Here is a 21,332-nt window from a genome sequence, read left to right on the forward strand (position 1 = left end):
ATCTTCGGCGCGAGCAGACGCAATAGTGCCCGAAATGGGGCCACAGAGTGCACTTTTATGTCTGCTCGGCGCAGAGAGTTAGACCGTCGCGGCCGGGCCGGCGGGCACCACGGTCAAGTCGTGTGGCTGCCGGTTCACCGATTCCGCGCCGTCGGCGGTGACGATCACGATGTCCTCGATCCGCGCGCCCCACTCACCGGCGAAGTAGATCCCCGGTTCGACGCTGAACGCCATCCCCTCCTCGAGCGGCAGGTCGTTGCCGGCGACGATGTAGGGCTCCTCGTGCACCGACAGTCCGATCCCATGGCCGGTGCGGTGCACGAACGCCTCGGCCAGCCCCTCGGCGGCCAGCACATCGCGGGCAGCGGCGTCCACCTCCTGCGCGGTCGCCCCCGGTCGCACGGCCTCGACCGCGGCCTGCTGCGCGCGCTGTAGCACCGCGTAGCGCCGCGCCACCTCGGGGTCGGGCTCCCCGAGGCTGTAGGTGCGGGTGCAGTCGGAGTTGTAGCCGGGCTCGTACGGCCCGCCGATGTCGACGACAACGATGTCGCCCGCCCGCAGCTCTCGGTCCGAGCACTCGTGATGCGGGTCGGCGCCGTGCGGGCCGGAGCCGACGATGATGAACGCCACCTCCGAATGCCCTTCGTCCACAATGGCTTTCGCGATGTCGGCGGCGACGTCGGCCTCGGTGCGGCCGGCCACCAGGAAGTCCGGCACCCGAGCGTGCACCCGGTCGATCGCGGCGCCGGCCTTGCGCAGCGCGTCGATCTCGGCGGGATCCTTGATCATCCGGAGTCGGCGCAGGACCTCGGTGGCCAGCACCGGCATCTCGCCGAGCAGCCCGGCCAGCGGCAGCAGGTGCAGCGCGGGCATCGAGTCCGTGACCGCGATGCGGGCGGGTCCCCCGCCGAGCACCTCGGCGACGATCGCGTACGGATCGTCACCGTCGACCCAATCTCGCACGCGCACAGGCAGTTCCGGGATCGCCGAATGACCGAGCGTGGCCAGCTCCAGCTTGGGCAGCACCACGGTCGGCTCGCCGTCGGCGGGCAGCACCAGCGCGGTGAGCCGTTCGAAGGTCTGCGCCGCAGATCCGGTCAGGTAGCGCAAGTCGTAGCCGGGGGTGATGACCAGCCCGGCCAGCCCGGCCTCCCCCGCCGCGGTGGCGGCGGCCCGCAGTCGGCTGGCGTACACGTCGGTGCTGAAACGGCTACCGGTCATGGCCCAAGGCTACTGGCGCGGCCGGTAGCTTGAACCACCATGGCCGCTCCCCTGATGCTCCTCGACGGAGCCAGCATGTGGTTCCGTTCCTACTTCGCGTTGCCGTCGTCGATCACCGCGCCGGACGGCCGGCCCGTCAACGCGGTCCGGGGGTTCCTCGACACGGTGGCGATGCTGATCGCCCGGGAACGGCCGTCGCGGCTGGTGGTGTGCCGCGACGACGACTGGCGGCCGCAGTGGCGCGTCGACCGCATCCCGTCCTATAAGGCGCACCGGGTCGCCGAACCGCAACCGGCGGGCACCGACGTCGAGGTGGTACCCGATGAGCTGACCCCGCAGGTCGACATGATCATGGCGATGCTCGACGCGTTCGGCATCCCCCACGCCGGCGCCCCCGGGTACGAGGCCGACGACGTGCTCGGCACGCTGGCCGCCGCCGAGCGGCGCGACCGGGTCATCGTGGTCAGCGGGGACCGCGACATGCTGCAGGTCGTCCGCGACGAACCGGTCGAGGTGCGGGTGCTCTACCTGGGCCGCGGCATGTCCAAGGCGACGTTGTTCGGGCCGAAGGAGGTGGCCGAGCAGTACGCCGTGCCCGAGGACCGCGCCGGCGCCGCCTACGCCGAGCTGGCGCTGATGCGCGGGGACCCGTCCGACGGGCTGCCCGGGGTGGCGGGCGTCGGCGAGAAGACCGCCGCGACGCTGCTCGCGCAGTACGGGTCGCTCGAGGCGATCGTCGCGGCCGCCCACGACCCGGCGTCGAAGATGTCCAAGGCGTACCGCAAGAAGCTGCTGGCCGCGACCGACTACATCGAGGCCGCCGAGCCGGTGGTGCGGGTGGCCACCGACGCACCCGTGACCATGTCGACGAAGACCGACGAGCTGCCGCTGGCCGCGGCCCACCCGCGCAAGGTCGCCCAGTTGGCGGGCGACCTCGGCGTCACGTCATCGGTCGGGCGCCTGCAGAAGGCGCTCGACGACCTCGACTAGCGGGGCCGGCCGACCTCGTAAGTGCCGTCGTCGTCCTGGAACGTCACGGTGACCTCGCGCTTGGTGCCGTCGATGCTGACCTCGCAGTCGAACGTCGCACCCTTGCGCACCTCGGGGCTCTCGCCGTTGTTGCACGTCACGTCCTGGACGTTCTTGGCGCCGTAGCCGTTGGACTCGTCGGTGAGGATCTGCTGCACGCCGGTCTGGGCGGCGTCGACGTCGAGTTTGGTGGTGACGAAGAAGCCCGGCTTCCAGAAACCCAGGATGCCGACCACGAGCAGCAGGACGACCACCAGCGCGCCCACGACGCCACCGATGACCTTCAGCGAGCGCTTCGAGTGGTCCTGCGCGCCGGGCTGACCGTAGCCGTACTGGCCGGGCTGGCCGTACTGAGGCTGCTGACCGAACTGGCCGGTCTGCCCGTACTGCGGCTGACCGTACTGCGCGGTCTGCCCGTACTGGGGCTGCTCGCCGTATTGCGGCTGACCGTACTGAGGCTGCTGGCCGTACTGCGGCTGGCCGGGCTGCCCGTACTGCGGCTGCTGCCCGTACTGCTGCTCGGTGGTGGGGTACGGCTGGTAGGCCGGCTGCTGATGCGTCGGCTGCTGGTACTGCGGATACTGCTGCGGCGTGTACGCCGGCGGCTGCTGTTGCTGCCACGCCGGGGTCTCGCCGGTCGGCGGCTGGTCGCCCCCGCCGGTGCCGGGCGACTGCCACTGGGTGTTCGACGGGTCGCCGGCCGGCTGATCCTTGGCCGCGTCCGGCTGCTGACCGGCCCACGGCTGCGAGGGATCAGAACCTTGCGGTCCGCTCATCGTGTCTCCTTGGTCGTCGGTCCGTTCGCTGGCAACACACTACCCCGCATCAACTGCCACGACGCCGCGTCGAATGTCGTTGATCGCGCGTTTCGCAACACCGCGCAGGGCGGGGTTCGGGGCGGCGTTGCGGACCTGGTCGAGCAGGTCGAGCACCTGGCGGCACCAGCGCACGAAATCGCCTGCGGACAGCGGGGACCCGCTCCCCGTGACGTCGCTGGCGGCCAGCGCGGTGGTGAGGTCGCCGGTGGTCGCCCAGCGGTAGACGGCGGTGACGAACCCCTCGTCGGGTTCGCGGCCGGGGGCGATGCGGTGGCGGTTCTCGTCGGCGCGTAATTCGGCCGACAGCCGGCGGGTCTGGTTGAGCGCGCGGCGCACCTTCCCGGTCGGCGCCTCCGAACCCGCTGGCGCGCCCGGCGTGTCGCCGCGCGACTCGTAGAGCACCGACGACAGGACCGCCGCCAACTCGGCCGGTTCCAACCCCTCCCAGATCCGCCCGCGCAGACATTCGGCCACCAGAAGGTCGCTCTCGCTGTAGATCCGGGCCAGCAGCCGGCCGTCGTCGGTCACCTCGGGGTCGTCGCCGGTGGTGTCGATGAAGCCGCGTTCGCCGAGCAGCACCACGATGCGGTCGAAGGTGCGGGCCAGCGAATTGGTCGCGGCCGCCACCTTCTGCCGGATCTGGGCGTTGTCGCGTTCGATGCGCAAATATCGCTCGGCCAGGCGGGCGTGGTCCTCGCGGTCGGGCAGCTGGTGGGCGGGGTGGCGGCGCATCTTCTCGCGCAGCGCCGTCAGCTCCGGGTCGAAATCCTGCTCGGCGGGGGCGCCGCCGCGGCGGGGGCGACCCGACGGCGGGACGATGCCTTCGGCGGCCGACCGCAGCGCCGAGGCCAGGTCGCGGCGCACACGCGGGTTGCGGTGTTCGATGCGTTTGGGCAGCGCCATGGTGCCGACGCGCGGAGTCGCGGCGGGATAGTCGGCCGACGAGATGCGACCGGCCCAGCGGTGTTCGGTCAGCACCAGCGGGCGTGGGTCGTCGCTGTCGCGGGCGGATTCGAGGACGACGGCCAGCCCGCCGCGCCGCCCGTGGGTGATGGTGATGATGTCGCCGCGGCGCAGGGCGCTCAGCGCGTCGTTGGCGGCGACCCGGCGCTGCAACCGCGACGCGCGCGACTGGGCGCGTTCGCGTTCGGCGATCTTGGCGCGCAGCCGCACGTAGTCGAGGATCGGCGCCTCGGGGCCGCCGAGTTCGGCGGCGATCTCATCGAGCACGCGTTCACCGCGTTCCACCCCGCGGCGCAACCCGACCACCGACCGGTCGGCCTGGTACTGCGCGAACGACTGCTCGAGCAGTTGGCGCGCCTGCGCGGGACCCATCTGCTGCACCAGGTTGATGGTCATGTTGTAGGACGGCGCGAACGAGCTGCGCAGCGGGAATGTGCGGGTGGACGCCAACCCGGCGACCTCGGCGGGTTCGACCTCGGTGCCCCACAGCACCACCGCGTGACCTTCGACGTCGATGCCGCGGCGGCCGGCCCGCCCGGTCAGCTGGGTGTACTCCCCCGGCGTGAGCGGCATGTGCTGCTCGCCGTTGAACTTCACCAAGCGTTCGAGGACGACGGTGCGGGCGGGCATGTTGATGCCCAGCGCCAGGGTCTCGGTGGCGAAGACGGCCTTGACCAGCCCGGCGGTGAACAGCTCCTCGACGGTGTGCCGAAACACCGGAAGCATGCCCGCGTGGTGGGCGGCCAGGCCGCGCAGCAACCCTTCGCGCCACTCGTGGTAGTCGAGCACGATCAGGTCGTCCTCGGCGAGGTCGGCGCAGCGCCGGTCGACCACCTCGGCGATGCGTTTGCGTTCCTCCTCGGAGGTCAGCCGCAGCGGGGAGCGCAGGCACTGTTTGACCGCGGCGTCGCAGCCGGCGCGGGAGAACACGAACGTGATCGCCGGCAGCAGTCCTTCGCGGTCCAGCGCGGCGATGACATCGGGCCGGGCCGGTGGGCGGTACATGGTGGGGCGGCCGCGGTGGCCGCCGCGACCCTTGCCGCGAGGCTGCCAGTCGGCCATCCGGTCGGCTTCCCGGCGGTGGGCGATGTGGCGCAGCAGTTCGGGGTCGACGATCAGTTCGCGGCCGCTGCGGTCGGCGTTGTGCGCGCGGTAGTCGAACAGGTCGAACAGCCGCTTGCCGACCAGCACGTGCTGCCACAGCGGCACCGGACGGTGCTCGTCGACCACCACGGTGGTGTCGCCGCGCACGGTCTGGATCCAGCCGCCGAACTCCTCTGCGTTGCTGACCGTCGCCGACAGGCTGACCAGCCGCACCTCGTCGGGCAGGTGCAGGATCACCTCTTCCCACACCGCGCCACGCATCCGGTCGGCCAGGAAGTGCACCTCGTCCATCACGACGTACGACAATCCCTGCAGCGCAGGCGAGTTGGCATACAGCATGTTGCGCAGCACTTCGGTGGTCATCACGACGATGTCGGCGTCACCGTTGATGGACTGGTCGCCGGTGAGCAGGCCGATCTTCTCGGCGCCGTAGCGGCGCACCAGATCGCTGTGCTTCTGATTGCTCAGCGCCTTGATCGGGGTGGTGTAGAAGCACTTGCCGCCGGCGGCCAGCGCGAGGTGGACGGCGAACTCGCCGACGACGGTCTTGCCGGCGCCGGTCGGCGCGCACACCAGCACGCCGTGGCCGGATTCGAGTGCCTGACAGGCGCGGATCTGGAACGGGTCGAGCGTGAAGGGCAGCGCGGCGGTGAAGGCGGCGAGCTGGGTGTCAGGTGGATTCGTCATGGACGTTGACGCGCGACGGGGTCGGCACGGCGCTGGGGGCCTCGATCGGTTCGGCGGTGCCGATCGGAGCGGCCTCGTCGTCGGGCACGGCGACGGCCGCTTCGCGCTTGGCCTTGCGCTTGTCGTGGATGCGGCCGACCTGGATGGCGATCTCGAGCAGGATGGTCAGCGCGCAGGCCAGCGCCAGCATCGAGAACGGGTCCGAGCCGGGCGTGAACAGGGCGGCGAACACGAACATCGCGAAGATCAGCCCGCGCCGCCACGCCTTGAGCTTCTCGTAGGGCAGCATCCCGATGAAGTTGAGCATGACGATCAGCAGCGGGAACTCGAAGCTGAACCCGAACACCAGCAGCAGGTTGATCAGGAAGCCGAAGTACTGGTCGCCGGACAGGGCGGTGACCTGGACGTCGCTGCCGACGGTGAGCAGGAAGCTCAACGCGGTCGACAGCACCACGTAGGCCAGCACCGCACCGGCGATGAACAGGATCGAGCCGATGGCGACGAACACCGCGGCGAACCGGCGTTCGTTCTTGTACAGGCCGGGGGTGATGAACGCCCACAGCTGATAGAGCCACACCGGGCAGGCCAGCACGATGCCCGCCATCAGCGAGACCTTCAGGCGCAGCATGAACTGGTCGAATGGCGCGGTCGCGAGCAGTCGGCACTCGCCGTCGGGGGTGATGTCGGCGCGGGCGGACGCCGGCAGCGCACAGTACGGGCCGCGCAGCCAGTCACCGAGGCTCGGAAAGCCGAAGACGCCGTGGCTGTACCACCAGAAACCGAAGATGGTCGTGAGCACCACCGCGGCGGCGGCCACCAGGAGCCGGTTGCGCAGTTCATGCAGGTGTTCGACCAACGACATGGTGCCGTCGGGGTTCACCTGGGCGCGACGCTGCCGCGGGTTGAGCCGCTTGATGATTCCGGGGATTTGCACGTGTATTGCCTAGAGGCCGCCGGCGAGTGCGGCCTGACGACGCGGCGTCACGCCGCGCGGGACGGAGTGGTCAGGCCGACCGCTTGTCCGACGTCTTGTCGGCAGTGGTGGCCGGATCGGCGACGTCGACTCGCTCGGAGGCGATCGGCGTGGCCGGCGGGGTGTCGGACTTGCCCTCCGCCTGCATCTCCTTGATCTCGGACTTGAAGATCCGCATCGACTTGCCCAGCGAGCGCGCCGCATCCGGCAGTTTCTTGGCGCCGAACAGCAGCACGAACACCGCGATGACGATTACCCAATGCCAGGGTTGCAGACCGCCCATGTGCACCTCCTCGAAGTCGCCGCCGAGTCTACCCGCCGGTGCCGCTCCGGGCGTAGGCGAGCAGGGCCGCGGCGGCGGATTCGCGGACCTTGTCGGCGAGCGCCTGCGGTTCGAGCACCCGCACCGCCGAACCGAAGCCGAGGACGAAGCGGGCCATCCAGGCGTCGGAGGCGTAGGTCATGGCCGCTTCGCAGGCGCCGTCGGGCAGTTCGCGCACCACGCGCAGGGGGTAATAGTCGAACATCCAGGACGCCGACGGGTCGATCAGCAGGGTCGCCGACGGCAGAGCCGGGTCGGCGTCGAACAGCGAGGTGTCCGGACCCGCCTCGACCGCCGGCGGCGGGGGTGCCGCGGGTTCGTCGAGCACGCGGGCGTCGACGATGCGGTCGAAGCGGAACAGGCGCACGCCTTCGGCCGAACGACACCACGCCTCGAGGTAGCTGTGGTCGGCGACCAGCACGACCCGGATGGGGTCGACCGTCCGGCTGGTCAGCACGTCGTGGGAGGCCGAGTAGTACTCGATGGTCAAGGCGCGGGCGTTGCGCACGGCCGTGCGCACGGCCGCGGCGGCCTCGCTCTCGACCGGGGCGGGTTCCTCGACGGCGGTGACGGCGTCGCTGATGTCGTGGCCGGCGGCGCCGGCGGCCTGCTCGATCTTGGCGATGGCGCTGCGGGCGGCCTCGGGGTCGACCATGCCGGGCACGTCGACCAGGGCCCGCAGCGCGACCAGGACGCCGGTGGCCTCGGGCGAGGTGAGGCGCAGCGGATGGTCGATGCCCGCGGAGAACGTGACCTCGATGGTGTCGCCGGAGAATTCGAAGTCGATGAGGTCGCCGGGGCCGTAGCCGGGCAGGCCGCACATCCACAGCTGGTCGAGGTCGGTCCGGAGCTGGTCGACGCTGACGCCGAGGTCGGAGGCCGCCTCGGTGTAGGTGATCCGCGGGTTGGCCTGGAAGTACGGAACCATGTTGAGCAGCCGGACCAGGCGGGTGGAGACGGCGCTCATGCGGTCACCTCCGCCTGCGCGGTGAGGCGGGCGATGACGTCGTCGCGCAGCGACTCGGGCTCCAGCGCGATGGCGTCGGCGCCGTAGCTGGCGACCTCGCGGGCCAGCCGGTCGAACATGCCGATTTCTACGGTGACGACGTCGCCGGCGCGGCCGCCGAGGGTCATGGGGCCTTCGACGACGGCCTGGCGGCGCAGCGCGGTGGCGCGGCCCTCGGCGACCCAGACGCGGGCCTGGGTACCGGTGGGCCATTCGGCGACGGCGCGGTGCACCAGGTCTTTGAGGTCGACGTCCTCGGGTTTGCGGACGGCGCCCGGGGGGCCGATGACAGTGACGTCGTCGGCGATGCGGGACAGCCGGAATGTGCGGGGCGCGGCGCGGTCGCGGTCGTGGCCGACGAGGTACCAGCGGCCGCGGTGGGTGACGACGCCCCACGGTTCGACGGTGCGGGTCTTGTAGGGGTCGGTGCGGGATTGGCGGTGGCCGAACTGGACGGCCTGGCCGGCGTCGATGGCGTCGAGCAGGGTGCGCAGCGTCGCCTCGGAGCCGCGGACGCCGGGCAGGGTCGCCGTGGAGATGGCGACGCTGTCACCGGCGTCGACGTCGACGCCGGCGGCGCGGAGTTTGAGCAGGGCACCCTGCGTGGCGGTGATGAGTTCGGGCGACTCCCACAGCTGGGTGGCGACAGCGACGGCGGCGGCCTCGTCGGCGGTGAGCTCGACGGCGGGCAGCGCGTAGGCGTCGCGGTTGATGCGGTAGCCCTCGGTGGGGTCGAACTGGGAGACGCGGCCGGTTTCCAGCGGGATGCCGAGGTCGCGCAGTTCGTTCTTGTCGCGCTCGAACATGCGGGAGAAGGCCTCGTCGCTGGGACTGTCGGCGTAGCCGGCGACGACCTGGCGGATGCGGTCGGCGGTGATGAAGGTGCGCGTCGACAGCAGTGCGATGACCAGGTTCATCAGCCGTTCGACTTTGGAGGTGGCCACTCCTACGAGCTTAAGGCGTCGGAGGTGTGGGGCGACGCTTCTGTGGGTGCGGCGTGGTCTTCGAAGTTCAGCCAGCGAGCCGGGAGTCCCGCCGTCGGGCCGCTATCAAGGTCAGTGCGACGCGTTCGACATTGCCGGTTGCCATAGTCCCCGGTCGGGTCGGATTCGTGACACCGACGTCATCGGGTCTGGGAGATACTGAGCAAATGGGGTTGCGGGGGTGGGTGGCGCGGCAGTGAGTGCAGTCGGCGGCTTCTATGCGAACTGGAACAACGCGCGGCAGACATTCGGCCAGGGCAGCCCGCAGTCGGGCGCGGACTTCGACAACAGTTCGCAGCTCACCGGGCTCGGCACCGGGCTGTCGTCGGCGGCGCCGGGCTCGAAGTGGTCCGGGGCGGCCGCGTCGAATTACGACAAGGCCAACACCGACCACCAAGCCGTCTTCACCCAGCTCGCCCAGCTCGACCAGAAGATCGCCCAGCAGGTCGACAACTCCGCTCAGGTGGTGGCGACCGGCCGGCAGAATCTCAACAGCGTCAAGCGATGGGTGACCGACGCAGTCAACAGCCTCCCGCCCGGCAAGCAGCGGCACCAGATGGAGCTGCAGATCGCCAAAGCCGGACTTGGGCGGCTCACCGAAGTTGTCGAGCAGACCAACAAGCAGTCCAACACCATCGGTCAGAACATCGGCGCCATCACCTCGGAATACGACTCGCTCAAGGAGACCATCCGATTCGCCGGCGACATCAAGGAGGACAAAGGCGACGGCGAAGCAGAAGCGCTGGGCAACGAAGACGAGAAGAAAGAAGAAGGGGAGTTCCAAGAGCGCGCTAAGCAGGATGTTCAAGACGCCTTATCTGGCGATGCGCAGGCCGCTGGTCGTGTTGACGCGGTGCTCGACTCCATTTGGCCGGGTCAGCCGCTGAGCCCCGAGCAGGGCTCGTACCTCAGTCAGATGCAGGCCCAGCAACACGGCATGAGCGTGGATCGCCTCCGCGAAGTCGAGCAACGACTGGGCGACCACAAGGACATCATCGGCGACTCGTGGCAGTTGGTGAGCGACCCGGACGTCACCTTCCCCAAGACTGAGACGGAGGTAGGCGCCCTAGACGACCCCAGCGTGCCGGTTAAGGGCGGATTTGACCAGCTACCGAAAGATGTTCGTGACACCTTAGAAGCGCCCGGCTCGGCTGGCGCGCCAAGGCTTGAGCAGATCGCAGCGATCGTGAAAGACGGCGACGACCGCTTCCAAACAAGCACCGAGATTGATCGCGGGTTGCTGCGAAAAACCGCGGACATCATGGAGTCTCCCGGCTGGCAACAGAGCGCTGAGGAGGCCACCCTCCCTGACGACCGGCGCCCTCAGGTGCTCGACCCACTGGTGTCGAATGTCTTCGACGCGGTGGCACCAGACCACCAAGCTATTCACAGTGCGATTGCTGGCGGAAGCTCGGGTATTGAAGGCGTTGATCCCGACGAATTCATGGAAGGCATCACTCACCGCGCATGGATAGACAACGGGGAGGCGGCGGGGAACCTGTTCGAGTGGACTGCGAGCACTACTGGCCCCGACGGACAGATCGCCGCGGAGACAGCGCAAAAGTATGCGACCTACCTCGCGAATCACGGTCCGGAGCTTCTTAATCTCCCCGGCAACCAGCAGATCGGTGAACTCAATCCTGAGCTCGTGAAGTCGTTCGCAACAGGCTTGCAACCGTACCAACTCGCCATGGTCGGGGAAGGCGTCGAGCCTCACGGCTTCCAGCCACTCGAAGATCTCGGCAGCGATATGCAAGTGACCAAGCAGCTTTTCTCCGTGATCGATTCGAATGAGGACGCCGCAAGAGAGTTCAATAAGGCGGCCTACAGCCACGTCCTCGGTCTGCAGCACTCCTTCGGAGATCTCGCCGCGGAGAACCCCGACCTGCGCACGACCGACAGTCGATTGGACGACCTCAGTAGTTCGGCCCGATTGTTGGGCGCGATCAACGGCGGCCAACACCTCGAATTAGCGTCGAGCATTCAAAACGGTCGTATGAACGCGGAACAGGCCTTCTCAGCGGCAGAAGCCTCGTACAACTGGAAGAAAGAGATAATCGATCAGGTGGCGTCTTACGCACCCGGCGGAGACTTGATCACCGGCCAGGCGGACAACATCCTTCTGGGACCCCCGCCCGAGAGGACGGACTTCAAGATTGATCCTCAAGCCGGTTACGTAACCGATATCGGCCTGAGCGCCACGCAACAGGACGCGCAGCACAGCGCCACGAACGTGCAGTACGAGGTAGCAAGCCGATTCGCTGATCCGAATTCCGGCTACATCGACCCGCGGTTCTTCGACGAGAGAACGGGCGCGCTGAAGCCCCCTAACACGATCAGCCCCGCTGACTGGAGCGCCTATGACACACAACTCGCCAACTATCTGGCGACCACCCATCCGGAGTTGAACGCATCAGTCACCAACTATCGCACCACATATCTGATGCTTCATGGGCTCCCTTCGATCCCTCAGATTCAACCGGGCGGATAAGCAGATGAGCCGGTCATCGATAATCCGGGGCGCTCGGATCCTGCTCGCCTTTATGGCGTCGCTAATCCTCGTTACTTCCTGCGCACCTGAGCTGCCGGCGCTACCGGCGGGGGACGACCCAGCGGCGGTGGCGGAAGTCGTTACCGGAGAAGACGGCGCCTCGTTCCTCGAGCGGACTTGCAGCTACGAATGGCCTGAGGACGGCGCTGAACCAGCAGGTCTGTTCACGTGGATTCGTCCCGCCGTCGACGGTGCGGATCAGCCTTCCGCGCAAGCGGCCGGAAAGATCGCACATTCGGTGGCTGAGTTCTTCGCGGAGCATCCGGATGCAACGCGTGACTGCGAAGGTCGCAACCCGGCTCTGTTCGAGTCGCTCGCTGCTGCACTCATTTCCTACCAAGGAGCCATGGTCGGAGATCCCGCGGGCACAACGGGTTTCGCACCGCTGGATGCGCCCGACAGTGACATGCCGCGAACCGCCTCATTGTTCTCGACGATGAACTCGGCAGGTCCGGCAGGCCAAGGCTTCGTCGCCGAAGCACGGCAGCGCGTTGACCGTTACGAAGAAGCCTTCGCAGATCAGGCCGCAGCCGACCCCGCAGCTCCCATCACCGGCTCCGTGCGCGGCGAAACGAAATTCGCCGGCCGCCTGCTGGGATTGATCGCTCGAGTAGAGCAAGACGGTGAGGGCGGCCGTGTCTCGCTATCAGGCCCGAAGAGTCAGCTGGAATACGCGGTCGTGTCCCGGATGGTCCGCGGCAGTGATCCTCGGATCAGCGCCCAGTTCTTCGATCCACAAGGAACGCTGATCTCGCCCGGACGCGTCGACAACGCGCAGTCGAGTCTGTATGCAGCCCAACTCTCCAATTTCCTGTCGGCTTATCCAGCCGTCAGTGCAGCGATCGCCGACTTCAATGACAATTATCAACGAATCGCTAATGCGTGAACCGCTGCAATTGACCGTCACACCAGTGCGCGACACATTGCGTCTGCAGGATGGCCATACAGACTCGGGACCTTCCTACGAGCGCTGATCCTCCCGCTTGGCTCCTTCAAGCAGACAGACGGACGCCCGCTTGCCTAGGTGGACGGCCGGACACGCTGCGTTAGAGGCTAGTGCTTTACCGCAATAGCGTCGCCGCACATGACGCTGACGTGCTGCCAGTAGACCCAGTCGGCGATAGCGGCGCGCTGTAGTTCCGCGTCGGTCGCCGTCTGCGCCCGGTGCACCGCCAGCACTTGGGCGTGGTCAGCGAAAATAACCATGGCCGCGAGATGCGCGCCGCCCCGATCAGGTGCCGTACTCATCATCGGCTTCATCACGTCGAACCACAGCGACATCGACTTGTCTTCAGGAGCATTGGCATCGACCGGCGCAGGCGGAAGCAGATCACCAAGCGATGCGTCGCTGACCGAGTTCAGCTGTTTCACCGCGTTCGGGGCGACGATCTCAAGCCTCGAGCGGCCGGCGATGTCACCCTTCTCCGGAATGTCGTCGGGCTGCAGGATGACCCGCGCAGCGCCCGGGTCGAACCCGTCGAACTGGTCGGCGGTCGCCACCACCGCACGCAGCGCCGTGTCGTGATGCTGTGCCCAGCCATGTAAGGCCAGCATCGGGAACGTCGCCCACTTCGCCCGCTCCTCCAGGGGAATCGACTCATCAGCGCTGACCATCTTCACCTGCTCGGGCAGCTTCACCCCGTCCGGGATGTAGCCAATGCCGTAGCTGTTCGCGACAAGGAGCGTCCCCTCCTTCGTCACGCCGGTCAGCCAGAAGAACCCGAAATCTATCGAGCGATACGCGTTCAACGCGGCACCGATCCGGCGAGCAACCTGCACCGGATCACCGCTGGACTGACGTCGCATCGAACCGGCAATGGCATCCCGTTCCGCCCGCGCGGCCGATACCGGCACCGGCGCGGGTGCACCGGCAACAGACGCGGCGTTCGGTGCGGCAGGCGCCACGGGCGGTGGCATCGCCGAAGCCGGCGCGACCGGTGCGGCCGGTGACGGCGTCGGAGGCGGCCCCAATGGCATGCCCGGCGGCATGGCCGGAGCACCACCTGACATGGGAGGACCGGCGGGAGTTGCCGACGGCGGTGTCGACGGCGGCGTGACCGGTGTGCTCGCTGCACTGGTACTCACTGGAGCGGATGCCGTTGTGGCTGCCGTGTCGACCGGCGGAGGGGCGACGGGCGCCGGCACCGCCGCAGCGGCCGGCTGAATCGCTGGCCCGATGTTCGAAAGTGCCTCGGCGGTAGCTTGAATGGGCGGCGGTGTGCCATAGCCGCTTGAAGGGCCGCCTGCGGCGCTGGCCTGCGATGGGTCGAAACCAGTATCCACGGCCGAGCCGTCGCCTCCAGAGGCTGGACTGTCACCGAACAACCCGTCCAACGAGCTCCCCCCAGATGAGGCACCCCCTCCGGAGCTGAGGCCTCCTGCTGAGATCCCTGCACTGCCCATGGTGGGAGCGCTCGTGGAGCCGCTTGCTAGCGGCGACGTAGGCGCACTCGGGGCGTTACCTGCGGTTGTCGACGGCACACTGGGCACAGTCGGTGCTTGCGGCCGTGGAGCGCCGCCGCCTCCGCCGGTCGGGGCAGGGTAAGCCGGACCTGCGACCGGCGCTCCAACTTGCTGCACATCGGTCGGTTTCGGCACAAAACTCGGCGGAGGAGGCGCTACCTCTGGTACGGGGGCCGGCACAGGGGCTTCCGGTGGGGCGATATCCATCGGCTTATGCGAAGCGGGTGTAGCCGTTGGCGCTTGGACCGGCGATGGGCCCGAGGTCGGCGACGACACTTTTGTCATGTCCAGCGGCTTGGCAGTGAACGTTGCCAGCGGATTGCCGTCACCGGGGGCGTCGCCATTGTTCTCCGAGCTTTTGATTTCCGTCTCATCAAAGGGCACCTTTGGCGAAGTCGGTTTCCCGCCGAAGCGCTCAGCAAGGCCATTTACGGCGTTGAGATTCTCGAGGTATCTGCCATTTACAAACGATCTGACAGCGGCTGTCGCGTCGAGGTTCTTGGCGGCCGCCTCGCTTTCGAGCCGAGATATCTGATCTTGAGCTGCCTGTACATTCTCGGCAATGCCATCTTTGAGCGACGAGATTCCGTTCGCAGCATCTGCGCACCAAGTGACCGCATCTCGGAGTCGCTGATCATATGACCGCATCGATTGGGCATGCTCGTTAACTTCAGCAGCGGCTTTGATCGAAGCATTCCCGTTCCATACGAAGGGGCCATTAAAGATCGCGGCGCTATGGTTCGCGAATGTATCCCGGGCGCCTTCCAAGCTTGATCGGATCTGCTCCAAGGTGTTGGCGCGCTCGGTGAAGACGCTTTCGTCAACCTCCGGCCAGGCACCGGAACCTGTCATCTCACCCGCGTACGGCCCTATGGGCTTCGGCTTGCCTGCGCCTCCGCCTATCACTCAGACGCCTGACACGCGGAGAGTAAGAAATTCACAAGGTAGGTGGCCGCCGAAGAAACGAAATTGTCGGCGCTGGAGTAGTTGGGAAGTCCTGCAGCGTACGCTGCGCGATAACGGGATGCTAGATAGGCCATATCTTCAAATGTTGCGTTCCCACTTCTTCCCCCCAACTCTTGCAGCCTTTGGGCACTTGCCCGCATCACGGGTACAGTGTCTTCAATCGTTTTGCGCTGCTCCGGAGACCATTGCGCGGCCGAGAGGTTTGAGTCGATCGCTTGCCACCCTACGACCTTCGACGAGAAAGCCTCAGCCTCGACTTCCCACGCAGCGCAAACTCCGATAGGAGACTCAAGGAAAATCTCGCGGTCAGCAGCTTCACTAGGAGGCCGTGCGACTTCGGTAGGCGTCGGAGACGGCTCGACTAACGGGGCCAGCGCTTCCGCGGAATTAAAATCAATTGCGGAACAGATCATAGCCAGAGCCGAGGAAAGACTATCTACTACTACAGCGAGTTTTCCGTCGGTCGGTACGTAATCGGGGAGACGCGTTGTGAAGTCCTCGGCGTAGGCGATAAATTGTTCGTAGAGCTCGCGCATCACTCGATGCGGTGTCGCCTTCGTCAGGTTGACCGCTGCATCCGCAGCCGTCGCCATCGATTCGCCAACAACTTCGTACATCTGCCGCTGTTCGACATTCCAACCAGCCGCCGGCACTGAATCGTCTCGTTCCGCCCAACCTGCCGCGGCTGCCGAATCGCTGTATGACCGGCTGATCCGTCCCCACGCATCACACGTCGGATCTTCCGTAATGATGTTGACCGGCCCCGTGTCATCCGCGCTTGCGTACTCCGACGCCTGATCGTCGCCCGGCCCCGCCGGCGAATTGCCATCCGGATCCGGCCGCGTCACCAAGACAGTGATGGTCACCGCCAGCGCGACGGCCAGCAACACCACCAGCCCGCCGAGGATCCACTTGCCCTTACCGCCCTTGCCCGGCGGCGGGCCGGACGGCGGACCACCCCACTGCGGTTGCTGCGGCGGCGGCCCCCACGGCGGCGGACCCCCGAACTGCCCACTGGCATCACCCGCCGGCGGCTGCCCACCCCACGACGGCTGCGCTCCCCACTGCGGCTGCCCACCATGCGGTGGCTGACCGCCATACGGAGGCTGTCCGCCGTACGGGTTGGGAGGGGGAGGCATCGTCATAAGCGCACCTTTGCGTCAGGAACAGTCACTGTCACAACAGAATCGACGGGTCGGCCTCTGCGGGTCGCGTCGGCGCCGGCTTCGGCGGAACGGGCACAGCTTCGGGCGCCTGCTCCACCGGCGGTGTCTCCGGCGCGGCATGTCGCGGCACATACTCGGGTGCTCGCTCGCCGCCGCCATCCCCGGCCGCGGCGCCCTCCGGCGCCCGCTCCGGCTCCGGCCGTTCGGACCGCTCGTCAGGACGCTCGCGGTCCTCGAGCTCCTCGCGCCGATCCTTGTCGTCCTTGCCGCCCATCTCGCTCCGCTGACCCGTCATCTGCCCGATCTGCTGCATTCCGCCCTGGAGACCCTGCATCATCTGCTGCGGAATCGACGCCGCCATCCCGGCGAGCTGCATCGGGATCTGCGCGGCCTGCTGCGCCATCTGGAGCGGCATGCCCAACATCTGACCCATCTGGCCCATGGCATCCGCACCACCCGCCGCCGGCGCCGCACCGCCGCCCGCCCCGGCAGCTCCCTCGGCACCGGACGCGCCACCGGAAACCCCGGCACCGGGCGCTCCCGCCCCGTCCAGCTCGTCGAGCGCCTTGCGGATCCGGTCGGCGATCTCCTGATCGGTCTGCTCGTACATCCCGGCGGCCCTGATGATGTTCTCCGCCGTCGCCAGCGCTTCGGCCTTGGTCTTGGGCATGCCCTCGATCAGGGGCTGCTCGATCTCGTTGGTCCGCGCATTGAGTGCCAGCGACAACGCATCGGTGCCCGACGTCACCAGAGGCTGCAGCGGCTCGGGAATCGCCCGCGCGCCCTCGGCCAGACCATTGCCCCCGTTAGCCAGCTCGCCGGTGTTCACCCTCAGCTCGGTCATCGACGCCCCCCCATCACCAAGCGCGCGAAGCCTCATCTCCGGAACACCCAGCAAGTGTGCCGCAGACAAGATCGAACCCCCACCCGCTTCAAGACACGTATCGGCCAACCGTCAACGAATACTCCAGCAAATGCTACCTGAGCACGGTCCACCCACACTGCACCAAATGTGCAGCCGATCCGGAAGGGCTACATGCTGGCGATGAGCCGCTTGACCCGCTCGTCGACCGACCGGAACGGGTCCTTGCACAGCACCGTGCGCTGCGCCTGATCGTTGAGCTTGAGGTGCACCCAGTCGACCGTGAAGTCGCGCCCGGCCTCCTGGGCGGCGCTGATGAACTCCCCGCGCAGCTTGGCCCGGGTGGTCTGCGGCGGCGTGTTGACCGCGGCCTCGATCTCCTCGTCGGTGGTGATCCGCGCGGCGAGGCCCTTGCGCTGCAGCAGGTCGAACACCCCGCGGCCACGCTTGATGTCGTGGTACGCCAGGTCGAGCTGGCTGATCTTCGGGTCGGACAGCTCCATGTCGTAGCGGTCCTGGTAGCGCTGGAAGAGCTTGCGCTTGATCACCCAGTCGATCTCGGTGTCGACCTTCGCGAAGTCTTGCGATTCCACCGCGTCGAGCTGGCGGCCCCACAGGTCCACCACCTGCTCGATCTGCGAGTTCGGCTCCCGCGTCTGCAGGTAGTCGACGGCGCGCGAGTAGTACTCGCGCTGGATGTCGAGCGCGCTGGCCTGCCGGCCGCCGGCCAGCCGCACCGGACGCCGCCCGGTCAGGTCGTGGCTGACCTCGCGGATCGCGCGGATCGGGTTGTCCAACGAGAAGTCGCGGAACGGCACCCCGGCCTCGATCATCTCCAGCACCAGCGACGCCGTGCCCACCTTGAGCATCGTGGTGGCCTCGCACATGTTGGAGTCGCCGACGATGACGTGCAGGCGGCGGTACTTCTCGGCGTCGGCGTGCGGTTCGTCGCGGGTGTTGATGATCGGGCGCGATCGCGTGGTCGCCGAGGACACGCCCTCCCAGATGTGTTCGGCGCGTTGGCTCAGGCAGAACGTCGCCGCTTTTGGCGTCTGCAGCACCTTGCCCGCGCCGCAGATCAGCTGGCGGGTGACCAGGAACGGCAGCAGGACGTCGGAGATCCGGGAGAACTCCCCCGCCCGCACGATCAGGTAGTTCTCGTGGCAGCCGTACGAGTTGCCCGCCGAGTCGGTGTTGTTCTTGAACAGGTAGATGTCGCCGCCGATGCCCTCGTCGGCGAGCCGCTGCTCGGCATCGATCAGCAGGTCTTCCAGGACCCGCTCACCGGCCCGGTCGTGGGTGACCAACTGGATCAGGTTGTCGCATTCGGCGGTGGCGTACTCGGGGTGCGAACCGACGTCGAGATACAGCCGCGCGCCGTTGCGCAGGAAGACGTTCGAACTGCGGCCCCACGACACCACGCGCCGGAACAGATAGCGGGCAACCTCGTCCGGACTGAGCCGGCGATGACCATGGAACGTGCAGGTCACGCCGAATTCGGTCTCGATGCCCATGATTCGTCGCTGCACGTCATCGAGCTTACGGGTTCGTCGCGGCGTACGGCGCGCAACGGGTGCGCCGGGCGTTGCGCCCATTGACACCGCGACGGGGCGGTGTCACGTCAGGCCGTATCGGGCTCGATCCATCCCAGCCGGCGACTGATCGCGTCGGCGGCGGCCGTGACACGCTTGGCCACGTCGCCGAACTTCTCTTCGCCCATGCGGTACGACGGGCCCGACACGCTCAGCGCCGCCACCACCTGTGAGCCCGCATCGCGCACCGGCGCGGCGACCGCGTTGAGCCCGACTTCCAGCTCCTCGGTGACGCTGGCCCAGCCGCGGTCCCGTACCGCCGCCAGTTCGGCCACCAGATCGTCGAGCGTGCCGATGGTGGCTGGGGTGAAGGACTGCAGCGGATCGCTCAGGCGGGTGCGCACCTCCGCGACGTCCAGGCCGGCCAGCAGCACTTTCCCGCTGGAAGTCGCGTGCGCCGGGCAGCTCTGGCCGACCCAGGTCCGCAGCGTGATCTCCCCCGGTCCGATCGCCTCGACGATGTTGACGATGCGGTTTTCGTCGAGGATCGCCACGTTGGCCGTCTCGCCGAGGTCCTCGGCGAGGTCGTCGCAGACGTCCTGGCTCAGCCGGCCGAGGTCAAGGTGCCCGCTGCTGGCGCGCGCCAGCCGAGCGATCGCGAATCCGAGCCGGTATTTGCCGCGCCCCGACACCTGTTCGACGTAGCCGCGGGACTCCAGCACCGCGATCAGCCGGGAGGCGGTCGATTTGTGCACGTCGAGCGCCGCGGCGATCTCCGTGACGCCGGCCTGCCCCGTCTGGGCCAGGATCTCCAGCACGACCAGTGCGCGGTCGACGGACTGCACCGCGGCGGCCGGCCTGTCATCTCCCTGTGGCATCGGCGTCAGCCTAAACGGGTGGGATCCCGGATTGGCGCACCCGCCGCTGCACAGCCGCGATCTCGCGCAGGCCGTCGTTGAGCAGGCTGCGGTGCAGCGGTGAGAGCTCCGACATCGTGATCACGTCGTTCGGGGTGTGGCCGGCGGTGAGTTGGTCGACCTGGTGGGTCATCCGCAGGCGCTGCAGCATGCGGAACACGTCGCACAGCGTGGTCGCGTCCTGCTCGCTGATCGCCCGCGCCTGCGCGGCCGCCGCCAGCCGGGCGGGCGTCGTCGCCGTCGTCAGCCCGGCGGCCAGCCCGCCCCAGCGGGCCAGGTTCACGATCGGCGATATCGCGTGGTTTTTGAGGTCGAAGGTACCGCCGCGGCGGGCCAGCACATCGCGCAGCGACCGGGTCCGCACCCGCCCGGACAGCGCGTCGAGAAGCTGCAGGCGCAGCGCGTCGGGATGCCGCTCACCGATGCGGCGGTAGGCGGCGGGCACGGTGTGCAGCGCGGCGTCGCCCCACACCACCCGGCCGTCGATCAGCAGCGACGACAGGATGAGCCCGCGGTCGCGCAGCGGATCGTCCAGCCAACCCTGCGCCGCGGCCGACCAGTCGGCGGCCGACCGGGAGAACGCCGGCGTGCTGGCGACCGCCCCGTTGCGGTCCGACGGCAGCCCGCACCCGTCGAGGATGGCGTGCACACGCCGGGCGATGTCGCGCAGCACCGCTGCACCCGAGTCGCTTTCGTGATGCCAGCTCAGCGCGCTGTCGACGTCGGACGACGGCATCGCCTCGCGGCGCGCCACACTGCCCAGCGTGAGCCAGGCGAATTCGTCGGCCGGGGCGCTGCCGGATTCGGCCAGCGCCACCTCGAGGGCGCGGCGCACCAGGCTGTCGACGATGACCGACAGGATCGCGCTGGTGGCCGACGCCTTGGTGCCGTTCCCGAACAGTTCGGCGGCGATGCCCTGCACCCGCTGCCCGACGCGCTGCAGGGCGCGCGCGTCCGCGGCGGCGCCGATCGCGCGGCGCAGCGTGAAGCTCTGACGCGCCGACGCGGCCAGCAGGTCGGCGTCCTCGAGCACGCCGACGACGATGCCGCGCCCGGTCAGCACCGGCATGTGCCGCACCCCGCGCTCGAGCATCTCCATCAGCACGGTCTCGGCGGTCAGGTCGGCGGTGACGGTGCGGGCCGGGGCGCTCATCACCCGGCCGATCTCGATGTCGACCGGCAGACCTTCGGCCACGACGCGGGCCCGCAGATCCCAGTCGGTGAAGATGCCCAGCGCCCCGTCAGGGCGGCGGATCAGCGCGTAGGACACCCGGCGTTCGGTCATCCGGACGACGGCGTCGCGCACCGTGGTCTGCGCGTCGACGATCAGGACGTCGCCGTGGACCAGCTCGCCGACGGGTTGACCGTCGGTGGTGGCCGCCAGCGTCGGCCGGTCGGCGGTGGTCGCCTGCCATGCTGACGACGCGAGGAACGCCAGTCCGGCGGGGCTGGCCAGCTGGGTGCGCACCAGCGCAGCCGGCAGCCGGAGCAGCGTGCTGGCGACCCCGGCGCGCGCCTCGAACGGCATCCCTCCGCCGATGAGCAGCGGCGTGTACCCGAAGATCCCGCCCGCGTTGACGGTGTCGATGACGGATCCGTCGGCGGACGCGTGCAGCGTCACCTGCCCGGTGACCACCATCCACACGTCATCCGGCACGCGGTGCGTGTAGTCCGCGACGACCGCACCGGGCCCGAACTCCTCGACCGTCGCCGCCTCCGCCAACCGGTCGAGGTCGTCGCCGGCCATCGACTGGAACGGCGTGTGCTCG

Annotated in this window: 16 protein-coding genes; 3 read left to right on the top strand and 13 right to left on the bottom strand. The window is 68.1% G+C overall.

The annotated features are described in order from the left end of the window. Positions 1–78: 78 nt before the first annotated feature. Positions 79–1,221 (bottom strand): Xaa-Pro peptidase family protein, encoded by a 1,143-nt coding sequence (locus tag E4P42_RS08765; protein WP_135125149.1) that lies wholly within the window; start codon positions 1,219–1,221, stop codon positions 79–81. A gap of 39 nt (positions 1,222–1,260) precedes the next feature. On the opposite strand from E4P42_RS08765, the gene E4P42_RS08770 reads away from it, so the two are divergent. Next, positions 1,261–2,211 carry a 5'-3' exonuclease gene (locus E4P42_RS08770; protein ID WP_135125152.1) on the top strand — a complete coding sequence of 317 codons (951 nt, stop codon included), beginning with the start codon at positions 1,261–1,263 and terminating at the stop codon, positions 2,209–2,211. Here the strand turns inward: E4P42_RS08770 and E4P42_RS08775 are convergent. From E4P42_RS08775 to E4P42_RS08800, 6 genes are all read right to left on the bottom strand, one after another. After that, a complete protein-coding gene (locus E4P42_RS08775) occupies positions 2,208–3,026 on the bottom strand; it encodes a DUF4333 domain-containing protein (protein WP_135125154.1) in 819 nt (272 codons plus the stop codon). The genes E4P42_RS08770 and E4P42_RS08775 overlap by 4 nt on opposite strands. A 39-nt stretch (positions 3,027–3,065) precedes the next feature. Further along, positions 3,066–5,822, bottom strand: a complete 2,757-nt coding sequence (locus tag E4P42_RS08780; RefSeq protein ID WP_135125157.1) for an RNA helicase — start codon at positions 5,820–5,822, stop codon at positions 3,066–3,068. After that, positions 5,806–6,756 carry a twin-arginine translocase subunit TatC gene (gene tatC, locus E4P42_RS08785; protein WP_135125159.1) on the bottom strand — a complete coding sequence of 317 codons (951 nt, stop codon included), beginning with the start codon at positions 6,754–6,756 and terminating at the stop codon, positions 5,806–5,808. Before tatC ends, E4P42_RS08780 begins: the two co-directional genes overlap by 17 nt. 70 nt (positions 6,757–6,826) lie before the next feature. Then, positions 6,827–7,078 carry a Sec-independent protein translocase subunit TatA gene (gene tatA, locus E4P42_RS08790; RefSeq protein WP_135125162.1) on the bottom strand — a complete coding sequence of 84 codons (252 nt, stop codon included), beginning with the start codon at positions 7,076–7,078 and terminating at the stop codon, positions 6,827–6,829. Between the two features lie 28 nt (positions 7,079–7,106). Further along, the gene (locus tag E4P42_RS08795; protein WP_135125165.1) at positions 7,107–8,084 is read right to left on the bottom strand and encodes a YafY family protein; all 978 of its coding nucleotides are present in this window, start codon (positions 8,082–8,084) and stop codon (positions 7,107–7,109) included. After that, positions 8,081–9,067 carry a YafY family protein gene (locus tag E4P42_RS08800; protein ID WP_135125167.1) on the bottom strand — a complete coding sequence of 329 codons (987 nt, stop codon included), beginning with the start codon at positions 9,065–9,067 and terminating at the stop codon, positions 8,081–8,083. The genes E4P42_RS08795 and E4P42_RS08800 overlap by 4 nt, the downstream gene beginning before the upstream one ends. A 235-nt stretch (positions 9,068–9,302) precedes the next feature. Between E4P42_RS08800 and E4P42_RS08805 the strand changes: the two genes are divergently transcribed. Continuing rightward, positions 9,303–11,597: an EspA/EspE family type VII secretion system effector gene (locus E4P42_RS08805; protein WP_135125170.1), complete on the top strand. Its 2,295-nt coding sequence runs from the start codon at positions 9,303–9,305 to the stop codon at positions 11,595–11,597. Positions 11,598–11,724: 127 nt separating this feature from the next. Next, positions 11,725–12,543: a hypothetical protein gene (locus E4P42_RS08810; RefSeq protein WP_135125172.1), complete on the top strand. Its 819-nt coding sequence runs from the start codon at positions 11,725–11,727 to the stop codon at positions 12,541–12,543. A 167-nt stretch (positions 12,544–12,710) separates the two neighbouring features. Here the strand turns inward: E4P42_RS08810 and E4P42_RS27380 are convergent, their stop codons facing one another. From E4P42_RS27380 to E4P42_RS08840, 6 genes are all read right to left on the bottom strand, one after another. Then, the gene (locus E4P42_RS27380) at positions 12,711–13,562 is read right to left on the bottom strand and encodes a secretion protein EccK (protein ID WP_245233947.1); all 852 of its coding nucleotides are present in this window, start codon (positions 13,560–13,562) and stop codon (positions 12,711–12,713) included. Positions 13,563–15,022: 1,460 nt separating this feature from the next. Next, complete coding sequence (locus E4P42_RS08820; protein ID WP_245233948.1) at positions 15,023–15,979, bottom strand: hypothetical protein; 957 nt, start codon at positions 15,977–15,979, stop codon at positions 15,023–15,025. A 283-nt stretch (positions 15,980–16,262) separates the two neighbouring features. Then, positions 16,263–17,096, bottom strand: coding sequence for a hypothetical protein (locus tag E4P42_RS08825; protein WP_245233949.1), 834 nt, complete (start codon positions 17,094–17,096; stop codon positions 16,263–16,265). A 188-nt stretch (positions 17,097–17,284) separates the two neighbouring features. Next, the gene (gene pafA, locus E4P42_RS08830) at positions 17,285–18,643 is read right to left on the bottom strand and encodes a Pup--protein ligase (RefSeq protein WP_135125183.1); all 1,359 of its coding nucleotides are present in this window, start codon (positions 18,641–18,643) and stop codon (positions 17,285–17,287) included. 92 nt (positions 18,644–18,735) lie between these two features. Beyond that, on the bottom strand, positions 18,736–19,524 hold the full coding sequence (locus tag E4P42_RS08835) for an IclR family transcriptional regulator (RefSeq protein ID WP_135125186.1): 789 nt from the start codon (positions 19,522–19,524) through the stop codon (positions 18,736–18,738). Positions 19,525–19,534: 10 nt separating this feature from the next. Beyond that, complete coding sequence (locus E4P42_RS08840; RefSeq protein ID WP_135125277.1) at positions 19,535–21,310, bottom strand: putative nucleotidyltransferase substrate binding domain-containing protein; 1,776 nt, start codon at positions 21,308–21,310, stop codon at positions 19,535–19,537. Between the last annotated feature and the right edge of the window lie 22 nt (positions 21,311–21,332).

Origin of the sequence: Mycobacterium sp. PS03-16, from assembly GCF_004570325.1 — a bacterium.
Classification (GTDB): domain Bacteria; phylum Actinomycetota; class Actinomycetes; order Mycobacteriales; family Mycobacteriaceae; genus Mycobacterium.

Bases quoted from the DNA above. Each gene is read 5' to 3' on its own strand.
- E4P42_RS08835 (WP_135125186.1), bottom strand. From the start codon at position 19,524: ATGCCACAGGGAGATGACAGGCCGGCCGCCGCGGTGCAGTCCGTCGAC.
- E4P42_RS08765 (WP_135125149.1), bottom strand. From the start codon at position 1,221: ATGACCGGTAGCCGTTTCAGCACCGACGTGTACGCCAGCCGACTGCGG.
- E4P42_RS08770 (WP_135125152.1), top strand. From the start codon at position 1,261: ATGGCCGCTCCCCTGATGCTCCTCGACGGAGCCAGCATGTGGTTCCGT.
- E4P42_RS08780 (WP_135125157.1), bottom strand. From the start codon at position 5,822: ATGACGAATCCACCTGACACCCAGCTCGCCGCCTTCACCGCCGCGCTG.
- E4P42_RS08775 (WP_135125154.1), bottom strand. From the start codon at position 3,026: ATGAGCGGACCGCAAGGTTCTGATCCCTCGCAGCCGTGGGCCGGTCAG.
- E4P42_RS08825 (WP_245233949.1), bottom strand. From the start codon at position 17,096: ATGACCGAGCTGAGGGTGAACACCGGCGAGCTGGCTAACGGGGGCAAT.
- tatA (WP_135125162.1), bottom strand. From the start codon at position 7,078: ATGGGCGGTCTGCAACCCTGGCATTGGGTAATCGTCATCGCGGTGTTC.
- E4P42_RS08840 (WP_135125277.1), bottom strand. From the start codon at position 21,310: ATGGCCGGCGACGACCTCGACCGGTTGGCGGAGGCGGCGACGGTCGAG.
- E4P42_RS08795 (WP_135125165.1), bottom strand. From the start codon at position 8,084: ATGAGCGCCGTCTCCACCCGCCTGGTCCGGCTGCTCAACATGGTTCCG.